21 protein-coding genes are annotated in these 25,716 nt (G+C 71.7%); 16 read left to right on the top strand and 5 right to left on the bottom strand.

The features are described from left to right. Window positions 1-79: 79 nt before the first annotated feature. The 4 genes from pyrH to rlmN all read left to right on the top strand — a co-directional run bounded on the left by pyrH (window position 80) and on the right by rlmN (window position 4,070). Complete coding sequence (gene pyrH / locus ACZ34W_RS27905) at window positions 80-844, top strand: UMP kinase (protein WP_329489781.1); 765 nt, start codon at window positions 80-82, stop codon at window positions 842-844. A 127-nt stretch (window positions 845-971) separates the two neighbouring features. Further along, entirely contained in the window at window positions 972-1,529 is a 558-nt protein-coding gene (gene frr / locus ACZ34W_RS27900) for a ribosome recycling factor (RefSeq protein ID WP_329489782.1), read from the top strand. A gap of 191 nt (window positions 1,530-1,720) precedes the next feature. Then, complete coding sequence (locus tag ACZ34W_RS27895) at window positions 1,721-2,857, top strand: phosphatidate cytidylyltransferase (RefSeq protein ID WP_442906860.1); 1,137 nt, start codon at window positions 1,721-1,723, stop codon at window positions 2,855-2,857. 112 nt (window positions 2,858-2,969) lie between these two features. Next, window positions 2,970-4,070, top strand: a complete 1,101-nt coding sequence (gene rlmN / locus ACZ34W_RS27890) for a dual-specificity RNA methyltransferase RlmN (protein WP_465608008.1) — start codon at window positions 2,970-2,972, stop codon at window positions 4,068-4,070. A 45-nt stretch (window positions 4,071-4,115) separates the two neighbouring features. On the opposite strand, the gene ACZ34W_RS27885 is transcribed toward rlmN, so the two are convergent. From ACZ34W_RS27885 to ACZ34W_RS27870, 4 genes are all read right to left on the bottom strand, one after another. After that, window positions 4,116-5,267, bottom strand: a complete 1,152-nt coding sequence (locus ACZ34W_RS27885; protein ID WP_352291669.1) for a hypothetical protein — start codon at window positions 5,265-5,267, stop codon at window positions 4,116-4,118. A gap of 27 nt (window positions 5,268-5,294) precedes the next feature. Beyond that, entirely contained in the window at window positions 5,295-6,080 is a 786-nt protein-coding gene (locus tag ACZ34W_RS27880) for an ABC transporter ATP-binding protein (protein WP_465608006.1), read from the bottom strand. A gap of 212 nt (window positions 6,081-6,292) precedes the next feature. Next, window positions 6,293-7,687, bottom strand: coding sequence for an aspartate aminotransferase family protein (locus tag ACZ34W_RS27875; RefSeq protein WP_329489787.1), 1,395 nt, complete (start codon window positions 7,685-7,687; stop codon window positions 6,293-6,295). Then, window positions 7,684-8,157: an Lrp/AsnC family transcriptional regulator gene (locus tag ACZ34W_RS27870; RefSeq protein ID WP_030306695.1), complete on the bottom strand. Its 474-nt coding sequence runs from the start codon at window positions 8,155-8,157 to the stop codon at window positions 7,684-7,686. The genes ACZ34W_RS27875 and ACZ34W_RS27870 overlap by 4 nt, the downstream gene beginning before the upstream one ends. A gap of 269 nt (window positions 8,158-8,426) precedes the next feature. Between ACZ34W_RS27870 and ACZ34W_RS27865 the strand changes: the two genes are divergently transcribed. From ACZ34W_RS27865 to ACZ34W_RS27855, 3 genes are all read left to right on the top strand, one after another. After that, the gene (locus ACZ34W_RS27865) at window positions 8,427-9,902 is read left to right on the top strand and encodes a gamma-aminobutyraldehyde dehydrogenase (protein ID WP_352291673.1); all 1,476 of its coding nucleotides are present in this window, start codon (window positions 8,427-8,429) and stop codon (window positions 9,900-9,902) included. A 273-nt stretch (window positions 9,903-10,175) separates the two neighbouring features. Continuing rightward, window positions 10,176-11,534 (top strand): aspartate aminotransferase family protein, encoded by a 1,359-nt coding sequence (locus tag ACZ34W_RS27860; RefSeq protein WP_329489789.1) that lies wholly within the window; start codon window positions 10,176-10,178, stop codon window positions 11,532-11,534. Between the two features lie 140 nt (window positions 11,535-11,674). Continuing rightward, window positions 11,675-12,844, top strand: coding sequence for a polyamine ABC transporter substrate-binding protein (locus ACZ34W_RS27855; RefSeq protein ID WP_329489790.1), 1,170 nt, complete (start codon window positions 11,675-11,677; stop codon window positions 12,842-12,844). A 30-nt stretch (window positions 12,845-12,874) separates the two neighbouring features. Here ACZ34W_RS27855 and ACZ34W_RS27850 read toward each other — a convergent pair whose 3' ends face one another. Further along, window positions 12,875-14,527 (bottom strand): PucR family transcriptional regulator, encoded by a 1,653-nt coding sequence (locus ACZ34W_RS27850; protein ID WP_329489791.1) that lies wholly within the window; start codon window positions 14,525-14,527, stop codon window positions 12,875-12,877. A gap of 422 nt (window positions 14,528-14,949) precedes the next feature. Between ACZ34W_RS27850 and ACZ34W_RS27845 the strand changes: the two genes are divergently transcribed. From ACZ34W_RS27845 to ACZ34W_RS27805, 9 genes are all read left to right on the top strand, one after another. After that, the gene (locus tag ACZ34W_RS27845; RefSeq protein ID WP_329489792.1) at window positions 14,950-16,464 is read left to right on the top strand and encodes a gamma-aminobutyraldehyde dehydrogenase; all 1,515 of its coding nucleotides are present in this window, start codon (window positions 14,950-14,952) and stop codon (window positions 16,462-16,464) included. Between the two features lie 62 nt (window positions 16,465-16,526). Then, window positions 16,527-17,780 carry a polyamine ABC transporter substrate-binding protein gene (locus ACZ34W_RS27840; RefSeq protein ID WP_465608001.1) on the top strand — a complete coding sequence of 418 codons (1,254 nt, stop codon included), beginning with the start codon at window positions 16,527-16,529 and terminating at the stop codon, window positions 17,778-17,780. A 35-nt stretch (window positions 17,781-17,815) separates the two neighbouring features. Further along, on the top strand, window positions 17,816-18,958 hold the full coding sequence (locus ACZ34W_RS27835; RefSeq protein WP_465607999.1) for an ABC transporter ATP-binding protein: 1,143 nt from the start codon (window positions 17,816-17,818) through the stop codon (window positions 18,956-18,958). Continuing rightward, window positions 18,955-19,899, top strand: coding sequence for an ABC transporter permease (locus ACZ34W_RS27830; protein WP_329489795.1), 945 nt, complete (start codon window positions 18,955-18,957; stop codon window positions 19,897-19,899). The genes ACZ34W_RS27835 and ACZ34W_RS27830 overlap by 4 nt, the downstream gene beginning before the upstream one ends. Further along, window positions 19,899-20,702 carry an ABC transporter permease gene (locus ACZ34W_RS27825; protein ID WP_329489796.1) on the top strand — a complete coding sequence of 268 codons (804 nt, stop codon included), beginning with the start codon at window positions 19,899-19,901 and terminating at the stop codon, window positions 20,700-20,702. Before ACZ34W_RS27830 ends, ACZ34W_RS27825 begins: the two co-directional genes overlap by 1 nt. Before the next feature lie 80 nt (window positions 20,703-20,782). Beyond that, a complete protein-coding gene (locus ACZ34W_RS27820) occupies window positions 20,783-22,177 on the top strand; it encodes an NAD(P)/FAD-dependent oxidoreductase (RefSeq protein ID WP_329489797.1) in 1,395 nt (464 codons plus the stop codon). A 230-nt stretch (window positions 22,178-22,407) separates the two neighbouring features. After that, the gene (locus ACZ34W_RS27815; protein ID WP_465607996.1) at window positions 22,408-22,839 is read left to right on the top strand and encodes a hypothetical protein; all 432 of its coding nucleotides are present in this window, start codon (window positions 22,408-22,410) and stop codon (window positions 22,837-22,839) included. A gap of 80 nt (window positions 22,840-22,919) precedes the next feature. Next, entirely contained in the window at window positions 22,920-23,807 is an 888-nt protein-coding gene (locus ACZ34W_RS27810; protein WP_465607994.1) for a hypothetical protein, read from the top strand. A gap of 210 nt (window positions 23,808-24,017) precedes the next feature. After that, window positions 24,018-25,541, top strand: coding sequence for a CoA-acylating methylmalonate-semialdehyde dehydrogenase (locus ACZ34W_RS27805; protein ID WP_329489800.1), 1,524 nt, complete (start codon window positions 24,018-24,020; stop codon window positions 25,539-25,541). Window positions 25,542-25,716: the final 175 nt, after the last annotated feature.

Here is a 25,716-nt window from a genome sequence, read left to right as displayed (position 1 = left end):
TGGCCTCCTCGCGTGTACGCGCAGGTCGGGGATCCGCACACCCGCGCCTGTGAACCAGTAGGTGTAGAAGGAGAAGTCCATGCAGGAGACGCAGGAGACCGCGCAGGACCCCCAGGCCGGCTCGCCCCGCCGGGTGCTGCTGAAGCTGTCCGGTGAGGCTTTCGCCGGTGGCGGCGGGCTCGGCGTCGACCCGGACGTCGTGCACGCGATCGCCCGTGAGATCGCCACGGTCGTCCGCGCCGGTACCGAGGTCGCGGTGGTCATCGGTGGTGGCAACTTCTTCCGCGGCGCCGAACTCCAGGTGCGCGGCATGGACCGGGCCCGCTCCGACTACATGGGCATGCTCGGCACCGTGATGAACTGCCTGGCGCTGCAGGACTTCCTGGTCAAGGAGGGCATCGAGACCCGGGTCCAGACCGCGATCACCATGGGCCAGGTCGCCGAGCCGTACCTGCCGCTGCGCGCCGTCCGGCACCTGGAGAAGGGCCGTGTGGTGATCTTCGGCGCCGGTATGGGCATGCCCTACTTCTCCACCGACACCACGGCCGTCCAGCGTGCGCTGGAGATCCACGCGGACGTGCTGCTGATGGGCAAGAACGGCGTGGACGGCGTCTACGACTCCGACCCCCGGACCAACCCGGACGCGGTCAAGTTCGACGCGCTGGAGTACTCCGAGGTCATCGCGCGCGACCTCAAGGTCGCCGACCTCACCGCGATCACGCTGTGCAAGGACAACAACCTCCCGATGCTCGTCTTCGAGCTGCTGGCGGAGGGCAATATCGCGCGTGCGGTGAAGAGTGAGAAGATCGGCACACTCATCAGCCAGGATTCTGTCCGGGCCTGAGCAGCAATCAGCCGTACGGGACGGCGTCGCTACGCCGGCACCGCGTTCGGCGGCCGCCACACCGCGACCGGCTTCGACACCGACACCGGTCGGGACAACAGCAGATGAACCGGACAGGGAGTACACAGTGATCGAAGAGACCCTCCTCGAGGCCGAGGAGAAGATGGAGAAGGCCGTCGAGGTCGCCAAGAACGACTTCGCCGCCATCCGGACCGGCCGTGCGCACCCGGCGATGTTCGCCAAGATCGTGGCCGAGTACTACGGCGCCGTGACGCCGATCAACCAGCTGGCCTCGTTCTCCGTGCCGGAGCCGCGGATGGCCATCGTCTCGCCGTTCGACAAGACCGCGCTGAAGGCCATCGAGCAGGCGATCCGCGACTCCGACCTCGGCGTCAACCCGTCCAACGACGGGTCCATCATCCGGGTGGTGCTCCCCGAGCTCACCGAGGAGCGTCGCCGCGACTACATCAAGGTCGCCCGCGGCAAGGGCGAGGACGCGAAGGTCTCGATCCGTTCCGTGCGCCGCAAGGCCAAGGACGGCATCGACAAGCTGGTCAAGGACGGCGAGATCGGCGAGGACGACGGCCGTCGCGCCGAGAAGGAGCTCGACGACACCACGGCCAAGTACGTGGCCGCCGTCGACGAGCTGCTGAAGCACAAGGAAGCCGAGCTGCTCGAAGTCTGATGAACGACGCCCCTGACGCCCCTGGCTACTGGGGCCCATCCGATCAGCAGCACCAGCCGCACCCCCCGTACCGGCCGGCGCACGCGCCGCAGCCGGGCGCACCGGGCGCTGCGGGTGACCCCGGCCACCGAACGGGTCACTCGCAGCAGCCTCCGGTGTACTGGGGCGGTGACGCGGAGGAGACTCAGGTCATGCCCCCCGTACCGGCCGACCCAGGGCCCGACCCCGCCGAGGGGCCGACCCGGGAGGCCGGTCGGCTGAGCGGACCGCTGTTCCGGGACGAGCAGCCCCGGACCGCGGTGCCGGGCGCGGCGGAGACGGTCGTGCTGCGCGCGATCACCGACGAGACCGCCCCGGCTCCCGGCCGCGGCGGCCCGCCGTACCCGGGCGTCCCGGCGTACTCCGCGCCGCCGCAGAGCCACCCGGCGGCCGGTCAGCCCCACCCTGTGCCGTTGTCCCACCCAGGGCAGGAGACACCCGTGGCCCAGCCCGCTCCGCAGCCGCAGCCCCGCAAGCAGCGCGGCGGTCGCAACCTCCAGGCCGCGATAGGCGTGGGCGTCGGCCTCGGCGCGGTGATCATCGCCTCGCTGTTCGTGGTGAAGGCGCTGTTCCTGTTCGTGGTGATGGCGGCCGTGTCGGTCGGGATCTGGGAGCTGACCAGCCGGCTGGCCGAGCGCAAGCAGATCAAGGCGCCGCTGGTCCCGCTGGTCGCGGGCGGCATCGCGATGATCGCCACCGGGTACTGGGCCGGCGTCCAGTGGGCGGCGGCCTCGCTGGCGCTGACCGGCCTGGCGGTGATGGTCTGGCGGATGGCCGAGCCGCCGGAGAACTACCTGCGGGACATAACGGCGGGCATCTTCACCGCGTTCTACGTGCCGTTCCTGGCCACCTTCGTGGCGATGATGCTGGCGGCGGACGACGGCCCGCAGCGGATCGTGCTGTTCCTGATCGTCACCGTCTGCAGCGATACCGGCGCCTACGCGGTGGGCTACAAGTTCGGCAAGAACAAGCTCGCCCCGACGATCAGCCCGGGCAAGACCCGCGAGGGCCTGGCCGGCGGCATCGGCCTGTCGATGCTGGCGGGCGCGCTGCTGATGGAGCTGATCATCGACGGCGGCAGCTGGTGGCAGGGCCTGATCCTGGGCGGCTGCGCGGCGGTCGTGGCGACCCTGGGGGACCTGGGCGAGTCGATGATCAAGCGTGACCTCGGCATCAAGGACATGGGCTCGCTGCTGCCCGGCCACGGCGGCATCATGGACCGGCTGGACTCGCTCCTGCCGACCGCCCCGGTGGTCTGGCTGCTGCTGGCGGCCTTCGTCGGCAGCTGAGCCGGCCGGGCGGATCCGAACGGTGGGAGCCGTCGAGGGGCTCCGGACGCCTGGCGTCCGGAGCCCCTCGGCCGTCTGGCGAGGTCCGAACGTCTGCGACACTGGATGAACCATGCCTAAGCCCGGAGAACTCACCTTTGTCGCGCCGCGTGGCGCCAAGCCCCCGCGACACCTCGCCGACCTGAGCCCCGTCGAGCGCAAGGAGGCCGTCGCCGAGCTGGGCGAGCAGCCGTTCCGCGCCAAGCAGCTCTCGAACCACTACTTCGGCCGGATGTCGAACGACCCGGCGAGCTGGACGGACATCCCCGCCGCCAGCCGGGAGAAGCTCACCGAGTGCCTGCTGCCCGAGCTGATGTCGGTGGTCCGGCACGTGTCGTGCGACGACGACAACACCCGCAAGACGCTCTGGAAGCTGTTCGACGGCACGCTCGTCGAGTCGGTGCTGATGCGCTACCCGGACCGGGTCACCATGTGCATCAGCTCGCAGGCGGGCTGCGGCATGAACTGCCCGTTCTGCGCGACCGGCCAGGCCGGGCTGACGCGCAACCTCTCCACCGCCGAGATCGTCGAGCAGATCGCGGCAGGGATGCGCGCGCTCAAGGAGGGCGAGATCCCGGGCGGTGAGGCCCGCCTCTCCAACGTGGTCTTCATGGGCATGGGCGAGCCGCTGGCGAACTACAACCGCGTGCTGGCCTCGATCCGCCGGCTCACCGACCCTGCGCCGGACGGCTTCGGCCTCTCCCAGCGCGGCATCACCGTTTCCACCGTGGGCCTGGTGCCGGCGATGAACCGCCTCGCGGACGAGGGCCTCTCCTGCCGCCTCGCGCTGTCGCTGCACGCCCCGGACGACGAGCTGCGTGACGAGCTGGTGCCGGTCAACACCCGGTGGAAGGTCGCCGAGGTGCTGGACGCGGCGTGGAACTACGCGGAGAAGTCCGGTCGCCGGATCTCCATCGAGTACGCGCTGATCAAGGACATCAACGACCAGGCGTGGCGGGCGGACCTGCTCGGCCGGCTGATCAAGAACCACCGGGTGCACGTCAACCTGATCCCGCTGAACCCGACGCCGGGTTCCAAGTGGACGGCCTCCCGGCCCGAGGACGAGCGCGAGTTCGTCCGGCGGCTGCAGGCGCACGGCGTGCCCACCACCGTCCGTGACACCCGCGGCCAGGAGATCGACGGCGCCTGCGGCCAGCTCGCCGCGGCGGGCTGAGACACCGGGCCGGCCCCGCCGGGCCCGCCGGCGGCGGGCGCCGGTTCAGCGCAGACCGGCGGCCGCCAGCGCGGCGGTCAGCCCGCCGGTGACCAGCAGCACGGTGCCGACCGCGAGGGTCCGCAGGGCCACCGCACCGAACAGCAACCGGGGCGGGGTGCCGATCCGCAGCAAGGCGTCGGCGACGTCCCGGCGGGCGGTGCGGAGCTCGGCCAGCCGGGACACCACGGCGGCCACCGCGCAGCCCAGCACCAGACAGGCCTCGACGGCGGGCAGGGTGTCGGCGCTGCCGGGCACCCCGATCCAGTAGCGGATGGTGGTGAGCACCACCGCGACCGCCAGGGTGAGCACGGCCAGCGGCGGGCCGAGCCGGCGGGCCTGCGCGGTCAGCCCCCGTCCGGCGAGCAGCCGCAGCGGGGTCGGCCGGCCGACGGCGAGCAGCGTTCCGGTCCAGGACAGCAGCGGGCCGGTGAGCAGGGCGAGCCCGACGGCGCTCGCCGCCCAGCCGCCCAGCGCGGCGGTGCTGGTGGAGCCGAGCCCGGCCGGCAGGTGGATCGGGCGGCCGTCGGCGGCGGCGCCGGGACGCAGCGCGATGAGTTCCAGGGCGAGGCCGATCACGGCCAGTCCGACCGGCAGGGCGATCCGCAGGGGGCCGAAGCCGGTCGGTACGGGCTGCCGCCTGCCGGGCAGGGTCTCGGCGATCGGCACCGCGGCGGCCGCCGCGATCCCCGCGGTGAGCGGGACCAGGGCGATCAGCGTGACGGGCGCGGCGGCCGGCAGCGGAAGGCCCATGCCGACCTCGGGGGCGAGCGAGGGCCCGGCGATGTCGTTGCGCAGGACCAGGAAGAGCAGCAGGGTCAGCGCGGAGCCGAGGGTGCAGGCGAGCGCGATCTCGCCGGCGATCAGGGTCCGGATCCGGGCGGAGCCGGCGCCGGCCGCGGTGAGGCCGGTGATCCGTTCGGGGCGCCGGGCCGGTACTGCGCGGGCGGCCACGGCGGCGAACCAGGCCACCGCGGCGAGCGGGGGCAGGCACCAGAGCAGCCGGGCGACGGCGTCGGCGCCGCCCGCCGGGTCGCTCATCGCCCGGCCGAGGGCGCGCAGCAGGAACGCGGCGACGACCGCGCCGGCCAGCGCGGTGAGCAGCCAGCGGCCGAGGTCGGGCACCCGGTAGCCCCGGGCCAGGCGGAGATAGAACACGTCGACTCTTTCAGCGGCGGGGCGGCGTCATCGGCGCGTGGCCGACACGGCGGACGCTCCGGTGGCTCCCGGCGCGGCGGCGGTTCCGGCGATTCCGGCCGGTCCGGGGGTGCCGCGCGGGACGGGGGCGGCGGGGGCGGCCAGCCGTCCGTCGACGAGTGCGACGGCGCGGTCCGCGTACCGGACGAGCTCGGGGTCGTGGGTGGCCAGGACGAGGGTGAGCTGGTGCGAGCGGGCCGCGCTGGTCAGTATCCGCAGGACCTGGTCGGCGGCCTCGCGGTGCAGCTGCGCGGTCGGGTCGTCGGCGAAGACGACCGGGGGCAGCGGGGCGAGCGCGCGGGCGACGGCGATCCGCTGGCGCTGGCTCTGGATCAGCCGGTCGGGCCGCAGCCGGGCGATGTCGCCGATGTCGAGCCGCTCCAACCACTCGGTGGCGGCGGTGTACGCGGCCTTGTTGCCGGCGCCGGCCAGCAGCAGGGGCAGGGCGACGTTCTCCCGGGCGGTCAGCTCGGGCACCAGGTGCGGCTCGGAGCCGACGAAGCCGAAGCGGTCGCGGCGCAGCCGTTCGCGGCCGGCCCGGCCGAGGGTGTGGACGGGGGCGCTGTTGAACCAGACCTCCCCCTCGTCGACCGGGAGGAGGGCGGAGAGGCAGCCGAGCAGGGTGCTCTTGCCGGAGCCGCGCGGGCCGGTGACCGCCAGCACCTCGCCGTCCCGGACGCCGAGCGAGATGCCGCGCAGGGCGGGGGTGCCGTGATGGGACTTGACGATCCCCCGGGCCCACAGCACGTCGTTGTCAGGCGGGGCCGCTGACATGAGGTTCCATCCTGGGTGGCCGCAGGGATATGACAGTCGTCAGATTAGAACGACCGGGGCCCGGCGCGGTGGCGGCGCACTGGCCCATCAGGGGCAAATCACCCGGAAACAGGCGTGTTTGGTCCGAGAGATCGTCCGGGAAACGCCGCAGGGCGGTCCCGCGGGGAGCGGGACCGCCCTGCGGCGGAGGGTGGGGAAGGAAGATCAGGTCGTCAGATCTTGGCCCACGCGTCGGTGAGGCTGGTCCGCAGGATCTGCTCGATCTCGTCGAAGGTCGACTGGTCGGAGATCAGCGGCGGGGCCAGCTGGACGACCGGGTCGCCACGGTCGTCGGCGCGGCAGTACAGGCCGTTGTCGAAGAGCGCCTTCGACAGGAAGCCGTAGAGCACGCGCTCGACCTCGTCGTCGTTGAACGACTCCTTGGTGACCTTGTCCTTCACGAGCTCGATGCCGTAGAAGTACCCGTTGCCGCGGACGTCGCCGACGATCGGCAGGTCGCGCAGCTTGTTCAGGGTGCCGAGGAAGTTCGCCTCGTTGTCCAGCACGTGCTGGTTCAGGCCCTCGCGCTCGAAGATGTCGAGGTTGGCGAGCGCCACCGCGGAGGAGACCGGGTGGCCACCGAAGGTGTAGCCGTGCAGGAAGGTGTTGTCACCCTTGTAGAACGGCTCGGCCAGGCGGTCCGAGATGATCGTGGCGCCGATCGGGGAGTAGCCCGAGGTCATGCCCTTGGCGCAGGTGATCATGTCGGGCTGGTAGCCGAACTTGTCGGCGCCGAACATGGTGCCCAGGCGGCCGAAGGCGCAGATGACCTCGTCCGAGACCAGCAGCACGTCGTGGCGGTCGCAGATCTCGCGCAGGCGCTGGAAGTACCCGGGCGGCGGCGGGAAGCAGCCACCGGCGTTCTGCACCGGCTCGACGAAGACGGCGGCGACGGTCTCGGCGCCCTCGTTGAGGATCGCCACCTCGATCTCGTCGGCGCACCAGCGGCCGTAGGCCTCGGGGTCGACGGTGCCGTCCGGGCCTTCGAGGAAGGCCGGGGCACGGTAGATGTTGGTGTTCGGGGCCTTGTGGGTGCCCGGCACCAGCGGCTCGAACGGGGCCTTCAGGCCCGGCAGGCCGGTGATCGACAGGGCGCCCTGCGGGGTGCCGTGGTAGGCGACCGCACGCGAGATGACCTTGTACTTGGTGGGCTTGCCGGTCAGCTTGAAGTACTGCTTGGCCAGCTTCCACGCGGTCTCGACGGCCTCGCCGCCACCGGTGGAGAAGAACACCTTGTTCAGGTCGCCCGGGGCGTAGTTGGCCAGGCGCTCGGCCAGCTCGACGGCCTTCGGGTGGGCGTAGCTCCACACCGGGAAGAAGGCGAGCTCCTTGGCCTGCTTGGCAGCGGCCTCGGCGAGCTCGACGCGGCCGTGGCCGGCCTGCACCACGAACAGGCCGGAGAGGCCGTCGATGTACTTCCGGCCCTTGTCGTCCCAGATGTAGGTGCCCTCGCCCCTGGCGATCGTCGGCACGGGGGAGTTCTCGTACGACGACATGCGGGTGAAGTGCATCCACAGGTGGTCGTAGGCGGTCTTGGAAAGGTCCTTCTGCGCCGGGTCGGCTGTCATCGGGTGCCCCAGGTGTAGGTCTGTTTCCGGAGCTTCAGGTAAACGAAGCTCTCGGTGCTCCGCACGCCGGGAAGCGCGCGGATGCGCTTGTTGATCATTTCGAGCAGGTGCTCGTCGTCCTCGCAGACCAGCTCGGCCAGGAGATCGAACGAGCCTGCGGTGCAGACGACGTAGTCGACCTCGTCGAGGGCGGCCAACGCGTCGGCGACGGGCTCGATGTCGCCCTCGACCCGGATCCCGACCATCGCCTGGCGGGTGAAGCCGACGGTGAGCGGGTCCGTGACGGCGACGATCTGCATCACGCCTTGGTCGAGCAGCTTCTGGACGCGTTGCCGTACGGCTGCCTCGGACAGGCCGACGGCCTTGCCGATGGCGGCGTACGGGCGGCGCCCGTCCTCCTGGAGCTGCTCGATGATCGCCTTGGAGGCGGCGTCGAGGGGAACGCTGGCGTTCCGGTCGCGGTTGGCCACGCCGCCACTGTGCCTGATCGGCCCTCTGTTCGCAAGCGCGGGATCTGCTGATTTCGTCGTGATCTTGGAAATCATGTACGGATTTCACTGCCGTGTCGAAGTTGTCCTGTCGATACCGGCTGTCGTACGGCTACCCTGGTCCGGTACGCGCGCGGCTTCGCAGCGCAGCGCGCGTCCCCCCGAACAGTGGACCGCGCCGCGCCCGGCGCGGCCACTCGGCGCCCTTCGCCCGGCGGATCCGCCGACGTACCATGGCGCCGGAATCTGCAATGCCGCAGGCCCAGACCGAGGAGAGACCCGTGAGCGACCTTCGCACGCTGCGCAACTACATCAACGGTGAGTTCGTCGATGCGGCGGACGGCCGCACGCTCGACATCGTGGACCCCACCACCGGCGAGGTCTACGCGACGTCCCCGCTGTCCGGCGCCGCCGATGTCGACGCTGCGATGGCCTCCGCCGACGCCGCTTTCCCGGTCTGGCGCGACGCCACCCCGAGCACCCGCCAGAAGCTGCTCCTCAAGATCGCCGACGCGGTCGAGTCCCGTGCCGACGAGATCGTGGACGCCGAGGTCCGCAACACCGGCAAGCCCCGCGCGCTGACCCTCTCCGAGGAGATCGGCCCGATGGTGGACCAGATCCGCTTCTTCGCCGGCGCCGCCCGCCTGCTGGAGGGCAAGGCCGCGGGCGAGTACATGGACGGGATGACCTCGATCGTCCGCCGCGAGCCGGTCGGCGTCTGCGCCCAGGTCGCGCCGTGGAACTACCCGATGATGATGGCCGTCTGGAAGTTCGCCCCGGCCATCGCCGCGGGCAACACCGTGGTGCTGAAGCCCTCGGACACCACCCCGGCCTCCACCGTGCTGCTGGCCGAGATCATCGGCGGCATCCTCAAGGACATGGAGCTGCCGGCCGGCGTCTTCAACGTGATCTGCGGCGACCGCGAGACCGGCCAGGCCATGGTCGAGCACCCCACCCCGGCGATGGCTTCCATCACCGGCTCGGTGCGCGCCGGCATCTCGGTCGCCGAGTCGGCGGCCAAGGACGTCAAGCGCGTCCACCTGGAGCTGGGCGGCAAGGCCCCGGTCGTGGTCTTCGAGGACGCGGACATCGCCGAGGCCGTCGAGGGCATCTCGGTCGCGGGCTTCTTCAACGCCGGCCAGGACTGTACGGCCGCCACCCGCGTGCTGGTGCACGAGTCGATCCACGACGCCTTCGTCGAGGCGCTGGCCAAGGCCGCGGCCGAGACCAAGACCGGTGGCGTGGACGACGAGGACGTGCTGTACGGCCCGCTGAACAACGCCAACCAGCTGAAGCAGGTCACCGGTTTCATCGACCGCCTGCCGACGCACGCCAAGGTCGAGGCCGGCGGCCACCGGGTCGGCGACAAGGGCTACTTCTACGCCCCGACCGTCGTCTCCGGGCTGAACCAGGACGACGAGATCATCCAGAACGAGGTCTTCGGCCCGGTCATCACCGTGCAGAAGTTCTCCGACGAGGACCAGGCGGTCGGCTACGCCAACGGCGTCGAGTACGCGCTGGCCTCCTCGGTCTGGACCAAGGACCACGCCCGCGCCATGCGGATGTCTCGCCGCCTGGACTTCGGCTGCGTCTGGATCAACACCCACATCCCGCTGGTCGCCGAGATGCCGCACGGCGGCTTCAAGAAGTCGGGCTACGGCAAGGACCTCTCCTCCTACGGGTTCGAGGACTACACCCGGGTGAAGCACGTCATGACTGCGATCTAGCAGGTCGTGACCGTCGGGCGGGGTATGACTGCGATCTAGCAGGTCGTGACCGTCGGGCGGGGTATGACTGCGATCTAGCAGGTCGTGACCGTCGGGCGGGGTATGACGGCGATCCAGTCGGTTCGCTGTGATCCAGTCGCGGTCACAGGTCTGGCGAAGGGCCCGGGTCGGGAACGACCCGGGCCCTTCGCCTTGCCATCCTGTCGGCCGTTCGGGTGACCGCCTGACAGGATGAACCTGCACTTCGGCACCGCGACTCCCTAGCCTTGCCGCATGAGCATCCCCACCGCTGACTCAGCTGCCGGCCAGGCCGTCAAGGCCGCCGACCGCGCGCACGTCTTCCACTCGTGGTCCGCCCAGGCGCTGATCGACCCCCTCGCGGTGGCCGGCGCCGAGGGCTCGTACTTCTGGGACTACGACGGCAATCGCTACCTCGACTTCTCCTCGCAGCTGGTGAACACCAACATCGGGCACCAGCACCCGAAGGTGGTCGCCGCGATCCAGGAGCAGGCCGCGAAGCTCTGCACCATCGCCCCCGGCTTCGCCGTCGAGTCGCGCAGCGAGGCCGCCCGGCTGATCGCCGAGCGCACCCCCGGGGACCTCGACAAGATCTTCTTCACCAACGGCGGCGCCGAGGCCAACGAGAACGCCATCCGGCTGGCCCGGCTGCACACCGGGCGGCAGAAGGTCATGGCGACCTACCGCTCGTACCACGGCGCCACCGCCAACGCGATCGCCCTCACCGGCGACCCGCGCCGCTGGGCCAACGAGACCGGCGTCTCCGGTGTCGTGCACTTCTGGGGCCCGTACGCCTACCGCTCCAACTTCCACGCCGAGAACGAGGCGCAGGAGTGCGAGCGCGCGCTGGAGCACCTGGAGCAGGTGATCGCGTTCGAGGGCCCGGGCACGGTCGCGGCGATCATCCTGGAGACCGTGGTCGGCACCGCCGGCATCCTGATCCCGCCGCCGGGCTACCTGGCCGGGGTGCGCGAGATCTGCGACCGCTACGGCATCGTCCTCATCCTGGACGAGGTGATGGCCGGCTTCGGCCGCACCGGCGCCTGGTTCGCCGCCGACCACTGGGGCGTCACCCCGGACCTGCTGACCTTCGCCAAGGGCGTCAACTCCGGGTACGTCCCGCTCGGCGGGGTGGCGATCAGCGCGGAGATCGCCGCGACCTTCGCCGAGCGGCCGTTCCCCGGCGGTCTCACCTACTCGGGCCACCCGCTGGCCTGCGCCTCGGCCGTCGCCACCATCAACACGATGGCGGAGGAGGGCATCGTCGAGAACGCCGCACGGATCGGCGAGGACGTGATCGGCCCCGGTCTGCGCGAGCTGGCCGAGCGGCACCCCTCGATCGGCGAGGTCCGCGGCCTCGGCGTGTTCTGGGCGCTGGACCTGGTCAAGGACCGCGCCACCCGCGAGCCGCTGGTGCCGTACAACGCGGCCGGCCCCGCCAACGCGCCGATGGCCGAGCTGGCCGCCGCCTGCAAGAAGCGCGGGCTCTGGCCGTTCGTCAACATGAACCGCTTCCACGTCGTCCCGCCGTGCACCGTCACGGAGGAGGAGGCCAAGGCCGGTCTCGCCGTGCTCGACGAGGTGTTGTCGCTGACCGACGAGCACACCGTCTGATCGGCGGACCGTCCGACCAGCAGGCAGTCCGACCAGCACACAGTCCGGCGTGCACGTGGCCCGACGACGTACCAGACCCGACAGGACGGCCCCGGGTGCCCGCGTGCGCCCGGGGCCGTCCCACGCCCCGGAGGCCCACCTTGTCCCGCACCACCCTCACCCGCCGCGGCGTGCTCGGCACCGCCGGGCTGATCGGCGCCGGCGCCCTGACCGGCTGCGGCATCCCGTCCGCCTACGTGGCCGAGGACCACCGCTCCGCGCCCGACCGCTCGGGGAGCGAGAAGCGGCTGGCGTTCTCCAACTGGACGCAGTACATCGACGTCGACGACGACGGCAACCGGCCGACCCTGGACGCCTTCACCGAGCGGACCGGGATCAAGGTCACCTACACCGAGGACATCAACGACAACGACGAGTTCTTCGGGAAGATCGGCCCGGTCCTCACCCAGGGCAGCGACCCCGGCCGGGACCTCATGGTGGTCAGCGACTGGATGGCCGGGCGGTACGTCTCGCTCGGCTGGGTACAGGCGATGGACCGCGCCAACCTGCCCAACGTCACCGCCCAGCTGGATCCGCAGCTGGCGAACCCGGCCTTCGACCCCGGGCGCCGGCGCAGCGTGCCGTGGCAGTCCGGGATCACCGGCATCGCCTACAACCGCAAGGAGCTGGGCCGCGAAATCAGGTCGACCGCCGACCTCTGGGCCCCCGACCTCAAGGGCCGGGTCACCCTGTTCGCCGGGCTGGACGAGGCGCTCGGCCTGCTGATGCTCGGGTACGGCGCCGACATCGGGGCCTTCACCGAGGACGACGCGCACCGGGCGATGGACCTGGTCCAGAAGATGGTCGACGGCCGGCACATCCGCCGCTTCACGGGCAACGACTACACCAGCGACCTGGCCTCGGGGGCCGCGCTGGCCTGCCAGGCCTACTCCGGTGACGCCGTCCAGCTCACCGCCGAGAACCCGGACATCGCCTTCGTGGTGCCCGAGGAGGGCGGCGAGCTCTGGGCGGAGAGCCTGCTGATACCCAACCGGGCCGACCACAAGACCAACGCCGAGCTGCTCATCGACCACTACTACCGACCCGAGGTGGCCGCCGAGCTGGCCGCCGCCGTGCAGTACATCTGCCCGGTGCCGGCCGCCCGCGAGGTGCTGGCGGACAGCGGGGACAAGGAGAAGGCCGAGCTGGCGGAGCACCCGCTGCTGTTCCCGACCGACGAGATGCGGGCACGGCTGCACACCATGCGCGACGTCACCTCGGCCGAGCGTCCAGGCCTGCACAAGGTCTGGGGCCGCATCACCGGGGTCTAGCCGCAGGGGGCCGGCCGAGGGGGCCGCGGCTCAGCGGCGCACCGCGTCCAGCCCGAGCAGCGCGACGTGCAGCGAGAGGCAGGACTCCACCTGGTCGAGGTCGACGCCGAGGATCCGTTCGACCTTGTGCAGCCGGTCGTAGAAGGACGGCCGGGACAGGTGCGCGGCGTCGGCCGCCGCCGACTTGTTCCGGCCCTGCTCCAGGTAGATCCGCAGCATCTGCACCAACTGGGCGTTGTGCTCGGCGTCGTAGGCGAGCAGCGGGCCCAGCTCGCGCTCGACGTAGGTCTGCAGCCGGGCGTCGTCGCGCAGCAGGTGCAGCAGGCCGCGGAGCCGGACGTCGGGCAGCCGGTAGTACGCGGCCGCCCGGCCGCCGGGGGCGTCGTGCAGTGCGGCGTCGGCGACCTGGGTGGCCTCCAGCAGGGTGCGCCGGGCGTCGCGCACCGAGCCGACCGAGGAGCCGGCGGCGACCACCGGCGCCGGCGCGGGGGCGGCCTCCCGGTCGGCCTCCGCCGTCAGCCGGCGCAGCGCCGCGGCGAAGGCGTCGAGCGCGGCGTGCTCGTCCTGCTGGGCGGCGAGGGCGATCAGCACGCCGACGCCCTCGTCGTCCAGCGCGCCGACGAGCGCGGAGAGCCGGCAACTCCGGATCGCGGTGGCCGCCAGCTCGGTGAAGTCGCGCAGCCTGGCCTGGGCCTCCAGGGCGGCCGGGATGGGTCCGCGCCGCTGCCGCAGGACCACCCCGACCAGCCGGCGGCCCTCCAGCGGCACGCCGAGGGCCTGGGCGCGCAGCGCCACCTCGGAGACGGTCAGGGCATGGGTGAGGATGCCGGAGAGCAGTGTGCGGTGGGTCTGCCGCTCCAGGCTCTCGCGGTCGCGCACCACCAGCCGGTTGAGGGCGAGCGCGGAGGCGCCGCGCTCCAGCAGCATGGTGTGCGGGTGCGCGGTGCCCTCGGGCAGCGGCCCCGGGTCGGCGACCAGGACGAGCCGGCCCCAGTCCTGGCCGCGGGCGCCGACCGTGGTGACCAGCCAGCCGCTGCGCGGGTCGTGACCGGTACGGCCGGGCGGGCGGACCCCGCGCGAGCGGCGTTCCCAGTCCTCCAGCAGTTCGGTCTCGGGCCGGCCGGCGGTGTCGTGCGCCAGCACCTGGTGGGCGAGGTTCTCCAGCACCACCGGCCCGCCCGCCATCCGGGCCACCTGACGGACCACCTCGGCCGGCTCGGCGCCCTCCACCACCAGCTCGTTGAAGACCTGGTGGACCGCCTCCGAGGTGCGCAGCTGCTCCAGCTGGGCGTTCACCACCAGGGCGTGCACGGCCTCGGTGACGGCGACGAAGCGCAGCTCGCGGCGGAGCGCGATCAGCGGGAGACCGCGCTGCTCGGCGGCGTGCACCAGGGCGCGGGGCAGTGAGTCGAAGTAGCGCCGGCCGAACTCGATGACCAGGCCGGCCACGCCGACCTCGTCCAGCTCGCGCACGTACCTGGCCAGTCCCTCGCGGTCCTCGGGCAGCGCGATGCCGGTGGTCAGCACCAGCTCGCCGCCCTGGAGCACCCCGGCGACGTCGGGCAGTTCGCTGACGTGGACCCAGCGGACCGGGCGCTCCAGGTGGTCGGTGCCGGCGACGACCTGGGGGAGGCCGCGCCGCATCACCTCCAGGTCGAGCACACGGGCGACGGTGGGGAGCATCGCGGGCCTCCAGGGTTCAGAGTGTCAGGTAAATCATCGCTCGCGGCGACGAACTGTCGCCCTGCCGGAACCCTTGCACCCTGTAAGGCCCTGCGCGGCTAGCTTTCCGGGGTGACCCTTGTCACGCCCCGGCGGCACCGGGCATGGTCAGCGGGTCGGCTGTGGCGAAAGACGACACAACCGCGGGAATCCGTCGCGTGACCGGAAAGCAACACCGGAATCCCTTGCCGGGGTCACGCCCGGCTGTCAGGATCGCGCATCCCGGTGACCGACCGGGCCGGTTTCCCCCGCACCGAGGACGCGGCGACTCGACCAGTCGTACGACGCCGGTGCGGTCCCCCGCCCGCCGGCACCTGCACCATGGCGGATCAGGCGGTCTTTCGCCTTGCGGGCAGTCGAACCACCGGCACTTGGAGGAACAGATGGACCTGACCGACTTCGGCGCGGGCGCGCAGTACATCGCCGGCCGGCAGAGCCGGGGGAGCGGCGAGCCCTTCCAGGTCGTCAACCCGGCGGACGGCAGCGTGGTCGAGCAGATCTCCCTCGCCTCCACCGAGCAGGTCGACGCCGCCGTGGCCGCCGCCCGCGCCGCGCTACCCGAGTGGGCCGGCGCCACCCCGGGCGCCCGCTCGGAGGCGCTGACCAGGCTCGCCGCCGTGCTCACCGAGGCCGGCGCCGACCTCGCCCGGGTGGAGTCCGCGCAGACCGGCAAGCCGGTCAAGCTCTCCACCGAGTTCGACGTCCCCGGCACGATCGACAACGCCGCCTTCTTCGCGGGCGCCGCCCGCAACCTGGAGGGCAAGGCGGCCGGCGAGTACTCGGGGGACCACACCTCGTACGTGCGGCGCGAGCCGATCGGCGTGGTCGGCTCGATCTCGCCGTGGAACTACCCGCTCCAGATGGCCGCCTGGAAGATCCTCCCGGCGATCGCGGCGGGCAACACCATCGTCCTCAAGCCGGCCGAGCTGACCCCGCTGACCTCGGTGATGTTCGCCCGGGCCTGCACCGCGGCCGGCATCCCGGACGGCGTGGTCAACGTGGTCACCGGCGCCGGGCGCACCGCTGGCGAGCGCCTGGTCGCGCACCCGGACGTCGCGATGGTCTCCTTCACCGGCTCCACCCCGGTCGGCCGACGGGTCGCCGAACTCGCCACCGCGACCGTCAAGCGCACCCACCTGGAGCTGGGCGGCAAGGCCCCGTTCGTGGTCTTCGACGACGCCGACCTGGACGCCGCCGTGCACGGAGCGGTCGCCGCCTCGCTGATCAACAGTGGCCAGGACTGCACCGCCGCCACCCGCGCGTACGTGCAGCGGCCGCTCTACGACGCCTTCGTGGCGGGCGTCGCCGACCTCTACCGCACGATCCGGCTCGGCGACCCGCTGGACCCGCGGACCGACCTCGGCCCGCTGGTCTCCCACACCCACCGCGACCGGGTGGCCGGCTTCGTCGAGCGGGCCCGCGGGTACGGCGCCACCGTCGTCACCGGCGGACACGCCCCCGAGAAGGGCCACGACGGCACCGACCTCACCCGCGGCGCCTACTACCTGCCGACCCTCGTCACCGACGCGGCGCAGGACAGCGAGATCGTCCAGGGCGAGATCTTCGGCCCCGTCCTGGTCGTCCTGCCCTTCGACGGCGACGACGAGGGGCTGCGGCTGGCCAACGACACCCCGTACGGCCTGGCCGCCTCGGCGTGGACGAGCAACGTGCACCGTTCGCTGCGCGCCACCCGGGAGATCGCGGCGGGCTGCGTCTGGGTCAACGACCACATCCCGATCATCAGCGAGATGCCGCACGGCGGCTACAAGTCCTCCGGCTACGGCAAGGACATGTCGCAGTACTCGCTGGACGAGTACACGCAGGTCAAGCACGTCATGTTCGACACCACGGCGGTGGCCCGCAAGGACTGGCACCGCACCGTCTTCGGAGACAGATAACCCCTCCCAGGGGCGTTCCCCCACCGCCCCGACCCGACCTCTCCCCCCAGGAGGCCCGTTCCATGGTGTTCAACGAGCTCACCGACGGTCTGCCCGAACCGGTCCGCAGGGCCTGGGAACGCAGTCTGACCAGTGGCCGGGCCGCCGTCGGCAGGCGGACCCTGCTGCGCGCCGCCGCCCTCACCGCCGGTGCGGGCACGCTGGCCGCCTGCGGCATCCCGGCGGCGGGCACCGCCGGTACCGGGGACTCCACCGCGAACGCCGCCCCCGACCTGAAGGAGGGCGAGCGGGAGGTGAGCTTCTCCAACTGGCCGCTGTACATCGACACCGACGAGAACGACCAGGAGAAGCACGGCTCGCTGGAGGCCTTCACCGCGGCCACCGGGATCAGGGTCAAGTACGCCGAGGACATCAACGACAACGTCGAGTTCTTCGGCAAGGTCAAGCCACAGCTCGCGGCCGGCCAGGACACCGGCCGCGACCTGATGGTGCTCACCGACTGGATGGCCGCCCGGCTGATCCGGCTCGGCTGGGCGCAGAAGCTCACCCCGGCCAACGTCACCACCGCGATCACCAACGTGGACTCCCGCTTCCGCGCCCCCGACTGGGACCCGGGCCGGCTCTACTCCTACCCGTGGGCCGGCATCCAGGTCGTGATCGCGTACAACCGGAAGGCGACCAGGGGCAAGGAGGTCACCAGCGTCGCCCAGCTGCTGGAGGACCAGGACCTCAAGGGCCGGGTCACCTTCCTCTCCGAGATGCGCGACAGCGTCGGGATGACCCTGCTGGACATGGGCAAGGACCCGGCGAAGTTCACCGCCGACGACTACGACGCGGCGATCGCCCGGCTGCAGAAGGCGGTGGACAGCAAGCAGATCCGCCGCTTCACCGGCAACGACTACGGCCAGGAGCTCTCCTCCGGGGACATCGCGGCCTGCGTCGCCTGGGGCGGCGACCTGATCCAACTCCGCGCCGACAACCCGGACATCGAGTTCGTCGTCCCGGAGCAGGGCTTCGTCTACGGGACCGACAACATGCTCGTCCCGGCCAAGGCCCGGCACAAGGCCAACGCCGAGAAGTTGATCGACTTCTACTATCAGCCCAAGATCGCGGCGCAGCTGGCCGCGGGCATCGGCTACGTCTCCGCCGTCACCGGGATGGAGAAGGAGCTCGCGGCCATCGCCCCGGACACCGCGGCCAACCCGCTGGTCGTCCCCACCCCCGAGATGGCGGCGAAGGCGCACGTGTTCCGCAGCCTGACCGAGGCCGAGGAGAGCTCCTTCGAGGAGAAGTTCTCCAAGCTCATCGGCGCCTGACCCCCTGACGGCAGAGAACCAGAGAGACACCACCCATGACAGAGCAGCTGCGCTCCGCGGCCACCGGTGGCGACGTCCGCCTCACCGGCATCGGCAAGACCTACGGCGCCTTCACCGCCGTCCACCCGCTCGACCTGACCGTCCCGCAGGGCTCCTTCTTCGCCCTGCTCGGCGCCTCCGGCTGCGGCAAGACCACCACCCTGCGCATGATCGCCGGGCTGGAGGAACCCACCAGCGGTGACGTCCTGATCGGCGGCCAGGACGTCACCGCCCTGCCCCCGTACAAGCGCCCGGTGAACACCGTCTTCCAGAGCTACGCGCTCTTCCCGCACCTCGACATCTTCGAGAACGTCGCCTTCGGCCTGCGCCGGCGCGGCAAGAAGGACGTCAAGAAGCAGGTCGACGACATGCTGGAGCTGGTGGAGCTCGGCCAGTACGCCCGCCGCAAGCCGCACCAGCTCTCCGGCGGCCAGCAGCAGCGCGTCGCCGTCGCCCGGGCCCTGATCAACCACCCCCAGGTGCTCCTCCTCGACGAACCGCTCGGCGCCCTCGACCTCAAGCTCCGCCGCCAGATGCAACTGGAGCTCAAGCGGATCCAGACCGAGGTCGGCATCACCTTCGTCCACGTCACCCACGACCAGGAGGAGGCCATGACGATGGCCGACACCATCGCGGTGATGAACGGCGGCCGGGTCGAGCAGCTCGGCGCCCCCGCCGAGCTCTACGAGAACCCCGCCACCACCTTCGTGGCCAACTTCCTCGGCCAGTCCAACCTGCTGCCCGCCGACGTGACCGGGCAGCAGGGCGGCGACCTCCTGCTCAGCGCCGCCGGCGCCCGGCTCTCCGTGCCGAAGGCCCGGTGCGCCGCCGACGCGAGGAAGGTCCACCTCGGCGTCCGGCCGGAGAAGATCACCATCGAGCACTCCTCCGCCGAGGTCGCCGGCGGCCGCAACCGGCTGGGCGGCACCGTGGTCGACTCCAGCTTCATCGGCGTCTCCACCCAGTACCTGGTGCGCACCGACGGCGGCCAGGAGGTGACCGTCTTCGAGCAGAACATGGAGCGCGACACCCGGATCGTCCCCGGTGCGCCGGTCGTCCTGCACTGGAACCCGGCGCACTCCTTCGCCCTGGACGCCGCCCAGGCGATCGACGCGGGCACCGGGGAGGAGGCGGCATGACCACCACCACCGCCGTGGCGCCGCCGCAGGCCGTACCCCCCGACGGCAGCCCGCTGCCCGGACCGGCCGCGCGGCCCAGGCGAAAGCTCACCCCGTACTGGCTGCTGCTGCCGGGCATAGCCTGGCTGGTCGTCTTCTTCGCGGTGCCGATGGTCTACCAGGCCTCCACCTCGCTGCAGACCGGCTCGCTGGAGAGCGGCTTCAAGGTCACCTGGCACGTCGCCACCTACTGGGACGCCCTGGTCGAGTACCGCTGGCACTTCGTCCGCTCGTTCGGCTACGCGGCCACCGCCACGCTGTTCTGCCTGGCCATCGGCTACCCGCTCGCCTACACGATCGCCTTCAAGGCGAGCAAGCGCTGGCGCAACGTCATCCTGATCCTGGTGATCGCGCCGTTCTTCACCAGCTTCCTGATCCGCACGCTGGCCTGGAAGACGATCCTCTCGGACGGCGGCCCGGTGGTCGGCGCGCTCAACGCGCTGCACGTCCTGGACCTCACCAGCGCCGTCGGCCTCACCTCCGGCGACCGGGTGCTGGCCACGCCGCTCGCGGTGGTGTGCGGCCTGACCTACAACTTCCTCCCGTTCATGATCCTGCCGCTGTACACCTCGCTGGAGCGGATCGACCCGCGCCTGCACGAGGCGGCCGGAGACCTGTACGCCCGCCCGTTCACGACCTTCCGCAAGGTGACCTTCCCGATCTCGCTGCCCGGCGTGGTCGCGGGCACTCTGCTCACCTTCATCCCGGCCTCCGGCGACTACATCAACGCCCAGCTGCTGGGCTCGCCGAGCGAGCAGATGGTCGGCAACGGCATCCAGAAGCAGTTCCTCAACGTGCTCGACTACCCCACCGCGGCAGCGCTGAGCTTCATCCTGATGGCCCTGATCCTGGGGATGGTGACGGTCTACATGCGCAAGGCCGGGACGGAGGAACTGGTCTGATGTCCCGAGTGATCAAGTGGATCCGGGCCCACCTGGTGGTGCTGGCCGGCCTTCTGGCCCTGGCCTACCTGGTGCTGCCCAACCTGGTGGTCCTGGCCTTCTCGTTCAACAAGCCGGTCGGCAAGTTCAACTACGAGTGGTCCGAGTTCTCCACCGACGCCTGGACCGATCCCTGCGGTGTGGCCGACATGTGCCAGTCGCTGTCGCTGAGCCTGGAGGTGGCGGTGCTCGCGACCGTCGGCGCCACCGTGCTCGGCACCATGGTCGCCTTCGCGCTGGCCCGCTACCGCTTCCGCGGCCGCTCCGCCACCACCGCGATGATCTTCCTGCCGATGGCCATGCCGGAGGTGGTGATGGCCGCCTCGCTCGGCACGCTCTTCCTCAACATGCGGATCCCGTTCGGCTTCACCACGATCCTCATCGCGCACATCATGTTCTGCCTGAGCTTCGTGGTGACGGCGGTCAAGGCGCGGGTGATGAGCATGGACCCGAGGCTCGAACAGGCCGCCCAGGACCTCTACGCGACCCCGACCCAGACCTTCCTGCGGGTCACCCTGCCGCTGGTCGCCCCCGGCATCGCCGCCGGCGCGCTGCTCAGCTTCGCGCTCTCCTTCGACGACTTCATCATCACCCAGTTCAACTCGGGCCCGACCACGGTCACCTTCCCGATGTTCGTCTGGGGCGCCTCGCAGCGCGGCATCCCGGTGCAGGTGAACGTCATCGGCACCGCGATGTTCATCGCCGCGGTGGTGCTGACCGTCGCCGGCCAGTGGCTCGGGAACCGCCGGAAGGCCACCGCCTGACCGGCACCGCCGGCGCCCCCGACGTAGCGTCGGGAGCGGCCGACAACCATCATCGATGTGCAGAAAGTGGCTGATAATGCATGGACTCCGCCCGCGCGCTCAGTGACGCCAGGCCCACCCCCTTCTGGCTGGAGGACCCGGGCCGGCCGGCGGCGCTGCCCGCCCTCGTCGGCGACACCACCTGCGACCTGCTGGTCGTCGGCGGCGGATACTCCGGCCTCTGGACCGCCCTCGTCGCCAAGGAGCGCGACCCCTCCCTGGACGTCGTCCTGGTCGAGGGCAACGAGGTGGGGTGGGCCGCGTCCGGGCGCAACGGCGGATTCTGCGCGGCCAGCCTGACCCACGGTTTCGGCAACGGTCTGCAGCGCTGGCCCGCCGAACTCGCCCAGCTCGAACGCCTCGGCGCGGCCAACCTGGACGGCATCGAGGCGACCATCGCGCGCTACGGGATCGACGCCGAGTGGGAGCGCACCGGCGAGATCGACGTCGCCACCCAGCCCCACCAGCTCGCCGAGCTGCAGGAGGTCGCCGAGGCGGTCGCCGAGTACGGACTCGACATCACCGTGCTCGACCGCGACGAGCTGCGGGCCGAGGTCGACTCGCCGACCTTCCTCGGCGGGCTCTGGGACAAGGAGGGCGTGGCGATGGTCCACCCCGCCAAACTCGCCTGGGGCCTCAAGGACGCCTGCCTCTCCCAGGGCGTGCGGATCTTCGAGCACACCCGGGCGACGGACCTCAGGGAGCACGGCGGCGGTATGGCCGTCCGCACACCGTACGGACGGGTCTTCGCCCGCCGGGTCGCGCTCGGCACCAACGTCTTCCCGTCGCTGGTCAAGCGGGTCCGCCCGTTCGTCGTCCCGGTGTACGACTACGCGCTGATGACCGAGCCGCTCAGCGCCGAGCAGCTCGCCGCGATCGGCTGGAAGGGGCGGCAGGGGCTCGGCGACAGCGCCAACAAGTTCCACTACTTCCGGCTCTCCGCCGACAACCGCATCCTCTGGGGCGGCTATGACGCCGTCTACCACTACGGCGGACACGTCCGGCACGAGTACGACCAGCGGCCGGAGACCTTCCGAACCCTGGCGCACAACTTCTTCCGCTGCTTCCCGCAGCTGGAGGGGCTGCGCTTCACCCACGCCTGGGGCGGCGCGATCGACACCTGCAGCCGGTTCTCGGCGTTCTTCGACACCGCCCACCGCGGCCGGGTCGCCTACGCCGCCGGTTATACCGGGCTGGGGGTGGGCGCCACCCGGTTCGGCGCCGAGGTGATGCTCGACCTGCTGGCCGGGGAGCGCACCGAGCGCACCTCGCTGGAGATGGTCCGCTCCAAGCCGCTGCCGTTCCCGCCCGAGCCGGTGCGCTGGGCCGGCATCGAGCTCACCACCCGCTCGCTGGAGCGCGCCGACCGGACCGGTGGGCACCGTAACCTCTGGCTGCGCACCCTCGACCGGATGGGGCTGGGCTTCGACAGCTGAGCGGCCGCCCCGACGGCCTTCCGCGCCGATCACCGGCTGATCCGGTGATCGGCGCGGAGAATCCGCCGAGCCGAGCTGATCCGAGCTGATCCGAGCCGATCCATCCGTTCGGCGAGGTGATCGCGCTATCCGTGTAAGAGAGACCCGCCGTCCGCCTCTCGTTGGTGACGGCGGGTCTCGGTTTCCCGCCGCGCCACGATCAGCAGCGCGCTGAGAAACGGGGACAGGACATGGAGAGCACCGGACTGCACTGGCTCGCCCAGGCGGCACCGGACCCGGAAGCCTTCCGGGAACAGTGGGAACGCAGCGGGCTGGGCCTGATGCTGCTGCCGGCCGGCCGGCGCTGGGACGTCCTCTCGGTACCCGGCCGGCTCGGCCGTCCCGTCATCGACATCCTCGACTCCCGCTCCTGCGGGCCGGTCCTCGGCGACTCCGCCGGCGAGAGCGTCGGCTTCCTCGTCCCCGTCGGCACGGCCGCGCGCTGGGTCGGGACGGGCGTCCGGTGCGCCGGCGAAGGCACCTGGATCGTCGTACCGCACCCCGAACGGCGCAACCGCGGCGTGCGCTGGCTCGTCCCGCCCGACGGCTCCGGACGGCTCAACGACCCGGTCGTGCTGGAACTCGCCCTGCACGAGGCCGCCGCCCGGCTCAGCGACTGGTGACGCCGCCGCGGCGCCGGAGCCGGGGCGCCGACCGGACGCGGCCCGGCGCACGGCCCGGGCGGCCGCGCCAGACTGGGAGGATGACCACCGCCCCGGACGCCGTCGACCCCTTCCTCCGCCCCGGCCGGGCGCAGTTGCGGCTCGCCGAGCCGGCCCGGCCCGTCTGCGACCGGCTCGGGCTCGCGCTCGCCGGTGGGCACGCGCTGCGCGCCCACGGGGTGCCGGCCTGCGCCCAGGACGGGCTGACCCTGGTGGCCGACGGCGGCACCGATCTGCCGCAGGCCGCCGCCGAGCTGGCCGCCGCCTACCGGGCGGCGGGCGGCGGGGTGGCCGAGCGCCCGGGCACCCCGCGCCTGGAACAGCTGTCCGTCCGGCTGACGCTCGGTGGGCGGTCGCACACGGTGGAGCTGCGCAAGGAGCCACTGGGCCACCGCCCGGTCCGCCTCGACCTCGGCGCGCCGGCGGCCGGCGAGCCCCCGCTGACGATGACCGTCGTCGCCCTGGAGGACGCGGCCGGACTCGCCACCGCGCTGCTCGCCGACCGGGGCCTGCCCCGGGACCTGCTCGACGTGCACGCCCTGACCGCCTGGTACCGGGAGGGGGAGCTGCTCGCACTGGCCACCGCGCTGGACGCGAACTTCCAGCCCGCCGTCCTCGCCGACCGGTTGGAGACGCTGGCCGACGCCGCTGACGGACGGTTCCGGGCCCGGGGAGCGGCGGTCGGCGCGGTGGCCGGGCTGAAGCGGTGGGCGCTGGCGTGGTCGCAGGACCTCCGCCTCGACCTGCTGGAGACCCAGGAGGCCGCGGACGGATTGCACGATCCGTACCTGGAGGACGTCGAGGCCCTAGAGGACCGGGAGCTCGTGGAGGACACCGGCGAGGCGGCACCGGTCGAGGACGCGGCGGGCGCGCGGTCGGCCGGTGCCCGGGAGGAGGCGGACGGGGCGACGGGGTCCGGTGGGGTCTGAGCTTCGCCCGTCCGGCCGATACGGCCGACGACCTGTAAGGCTGAATCCCGGATCCCCGTCAGCCTGTTCGTTGAGGCGGGCGATGACGGCCAGCAGACTGGGTGACGAGCGCGGTAGCCCCGTGATCCCGTCGCCCGGCCCTCTCGCGGGCGGCGCCACACAAGGGACCGGCGGCAGGACGCCGCCCGGGACTTCGGAGGCAGACGGACCATGAGCAAGCACATCATTCACTGGATCGGTGGCCGGCCGGTCGCCACCGCCGGCGCCGCACCCCGCCGCGGTGACCTCTTCGACCCGGCCACCGGCCAGGTCTCGGGTCACGTCGACTTCGCCGGGATCGACGAGGTCGACCAGGCGGTGGCCGCCGCCGCCTCGGCCTTCGTCGAGTGGCGCAACGCCTCGATCGCCAAGCGCACCACGGTGCTCTTCAACTTCCGCGAGCTGCTCAACGCCCGCCGGGACGAGCTGGCCGCGATCATCGTCGCCGAGCACGGCAAGGTGCACTCCGACGCGCTCGGCGAGATCGCCCGCGGCCTGGAGGTCGTCGAGTACGCCTGCGGCATCCCGCAGCTCGTCAAGGGCGGCTTCACCGAGCAGGCGTCCACCGGCATCGACGTCTACTCGATCCGCCAGCCGCTCGGCCCGGTGGCCGTCATCTCGCCGTTCAACTTCCCGGCGATGGTGCCGATGTGGTTCTTCCCGATCGCGATCGCGGCCGGCAACACCGTCGTCCTGAAGCCGTCCGAGAAGGACCCGTCCGCCGCCAACTTCCTGGCCGAGCTGTGGAAGGAGGCCGGGCTGCCGGACGGCGTGTTCAACGTCGTGCACGGTGACAAGGTCTCGGTCGACCGCCTACTGGAGCACCCCGACATCAAGTCGGTCAGCTTCGTCGGCTCCACCCCGATCGCCCGCTACGTCTACGAGACCGGCACCCGCTACGGCAAGCGCGTGCAGGCGCTCGGCGGCGCCAAGAACCACATGCTCGTCCTGCCGGACGCCGACCTGGACCTCAGCGCCGACGCGGCCATCAACGCCGGCTTCGGTGCGGCCGGCGAGCGCTGCATGGCCATCTCGGTGCTGGTCGCCGTCGACCCGATCGGCGACGAGCTGGTCGACAAGATCAAGCAGCGGATCGCCAACCTGAAGGTCGGCCCGGGCTGCAACGGCGACTCCGAGATGGGCCCGCTGGTCACCGGCCAGCACCGGGACAAGGTCACCTCCTACGTCGAGTCCGGTGTCGCCGACGGCGCCGAGCTCGCGGTCGACGGCCGCAAGCACCCGATCACCGCCGAGGACCGCAACGGCGCGCCGACCTCGGACGGCTTCTGGCTCGGCCCCACCCTGTTCGACCACGTCAAGCCCGGCATGTCCGTCTACAACGACGAGATCTTCGGCCCGGTGCTGTCGGTCGTGCGGGTCTCCTCCTACGAGGAGGGCGTGGCGCTCATCAACGCCAACCCCTACGGCAACGGCACCGCCATCTTCACCAACGACGGTGGCGCGGCCCGGCGCTTCCAGTACGAGGTGGAGGTCGGCATGGTCGGCATCAACGTGCCGATCCCGGTGCCGGTCGCCTACTACTCCTTCGGCGGCTGGAAGTCCTCGCTCTTCGGCGACGCCCACGCGTACGGCCCGGACGGCGTGCAGTTCTTCACCCGCGGCAAGGCCGTCACCCAGCGCTGGCTGGACCCCTCGCACGGCGGCATCAACCTCGGGTTCCCGACCAACAGCTGAGCCCCCGCCGCACTGCCGCCGCCGGCCGGACCCCTCTCCCCGGGGTCCGGCCGACGGCTGTTTGCATCGCCCGGCCCGGCGGCGTAGTGTTCTCTAGTCGCTCGGCTGGGAGCACCGGACACGTGTCTACGCGGACGGTCCCGGAGCGGCCAATCCCTTGAAACATCACTTCCCG

The sequence above is a fragment of the Kitasatospora sp. NPDC022856 genome (genome assembly GCF_055561235.1).
Note: the sequence above shows the minus strand (reverse complement) of the source record. Positions and strands in the feature narration are given on the sequence as shown.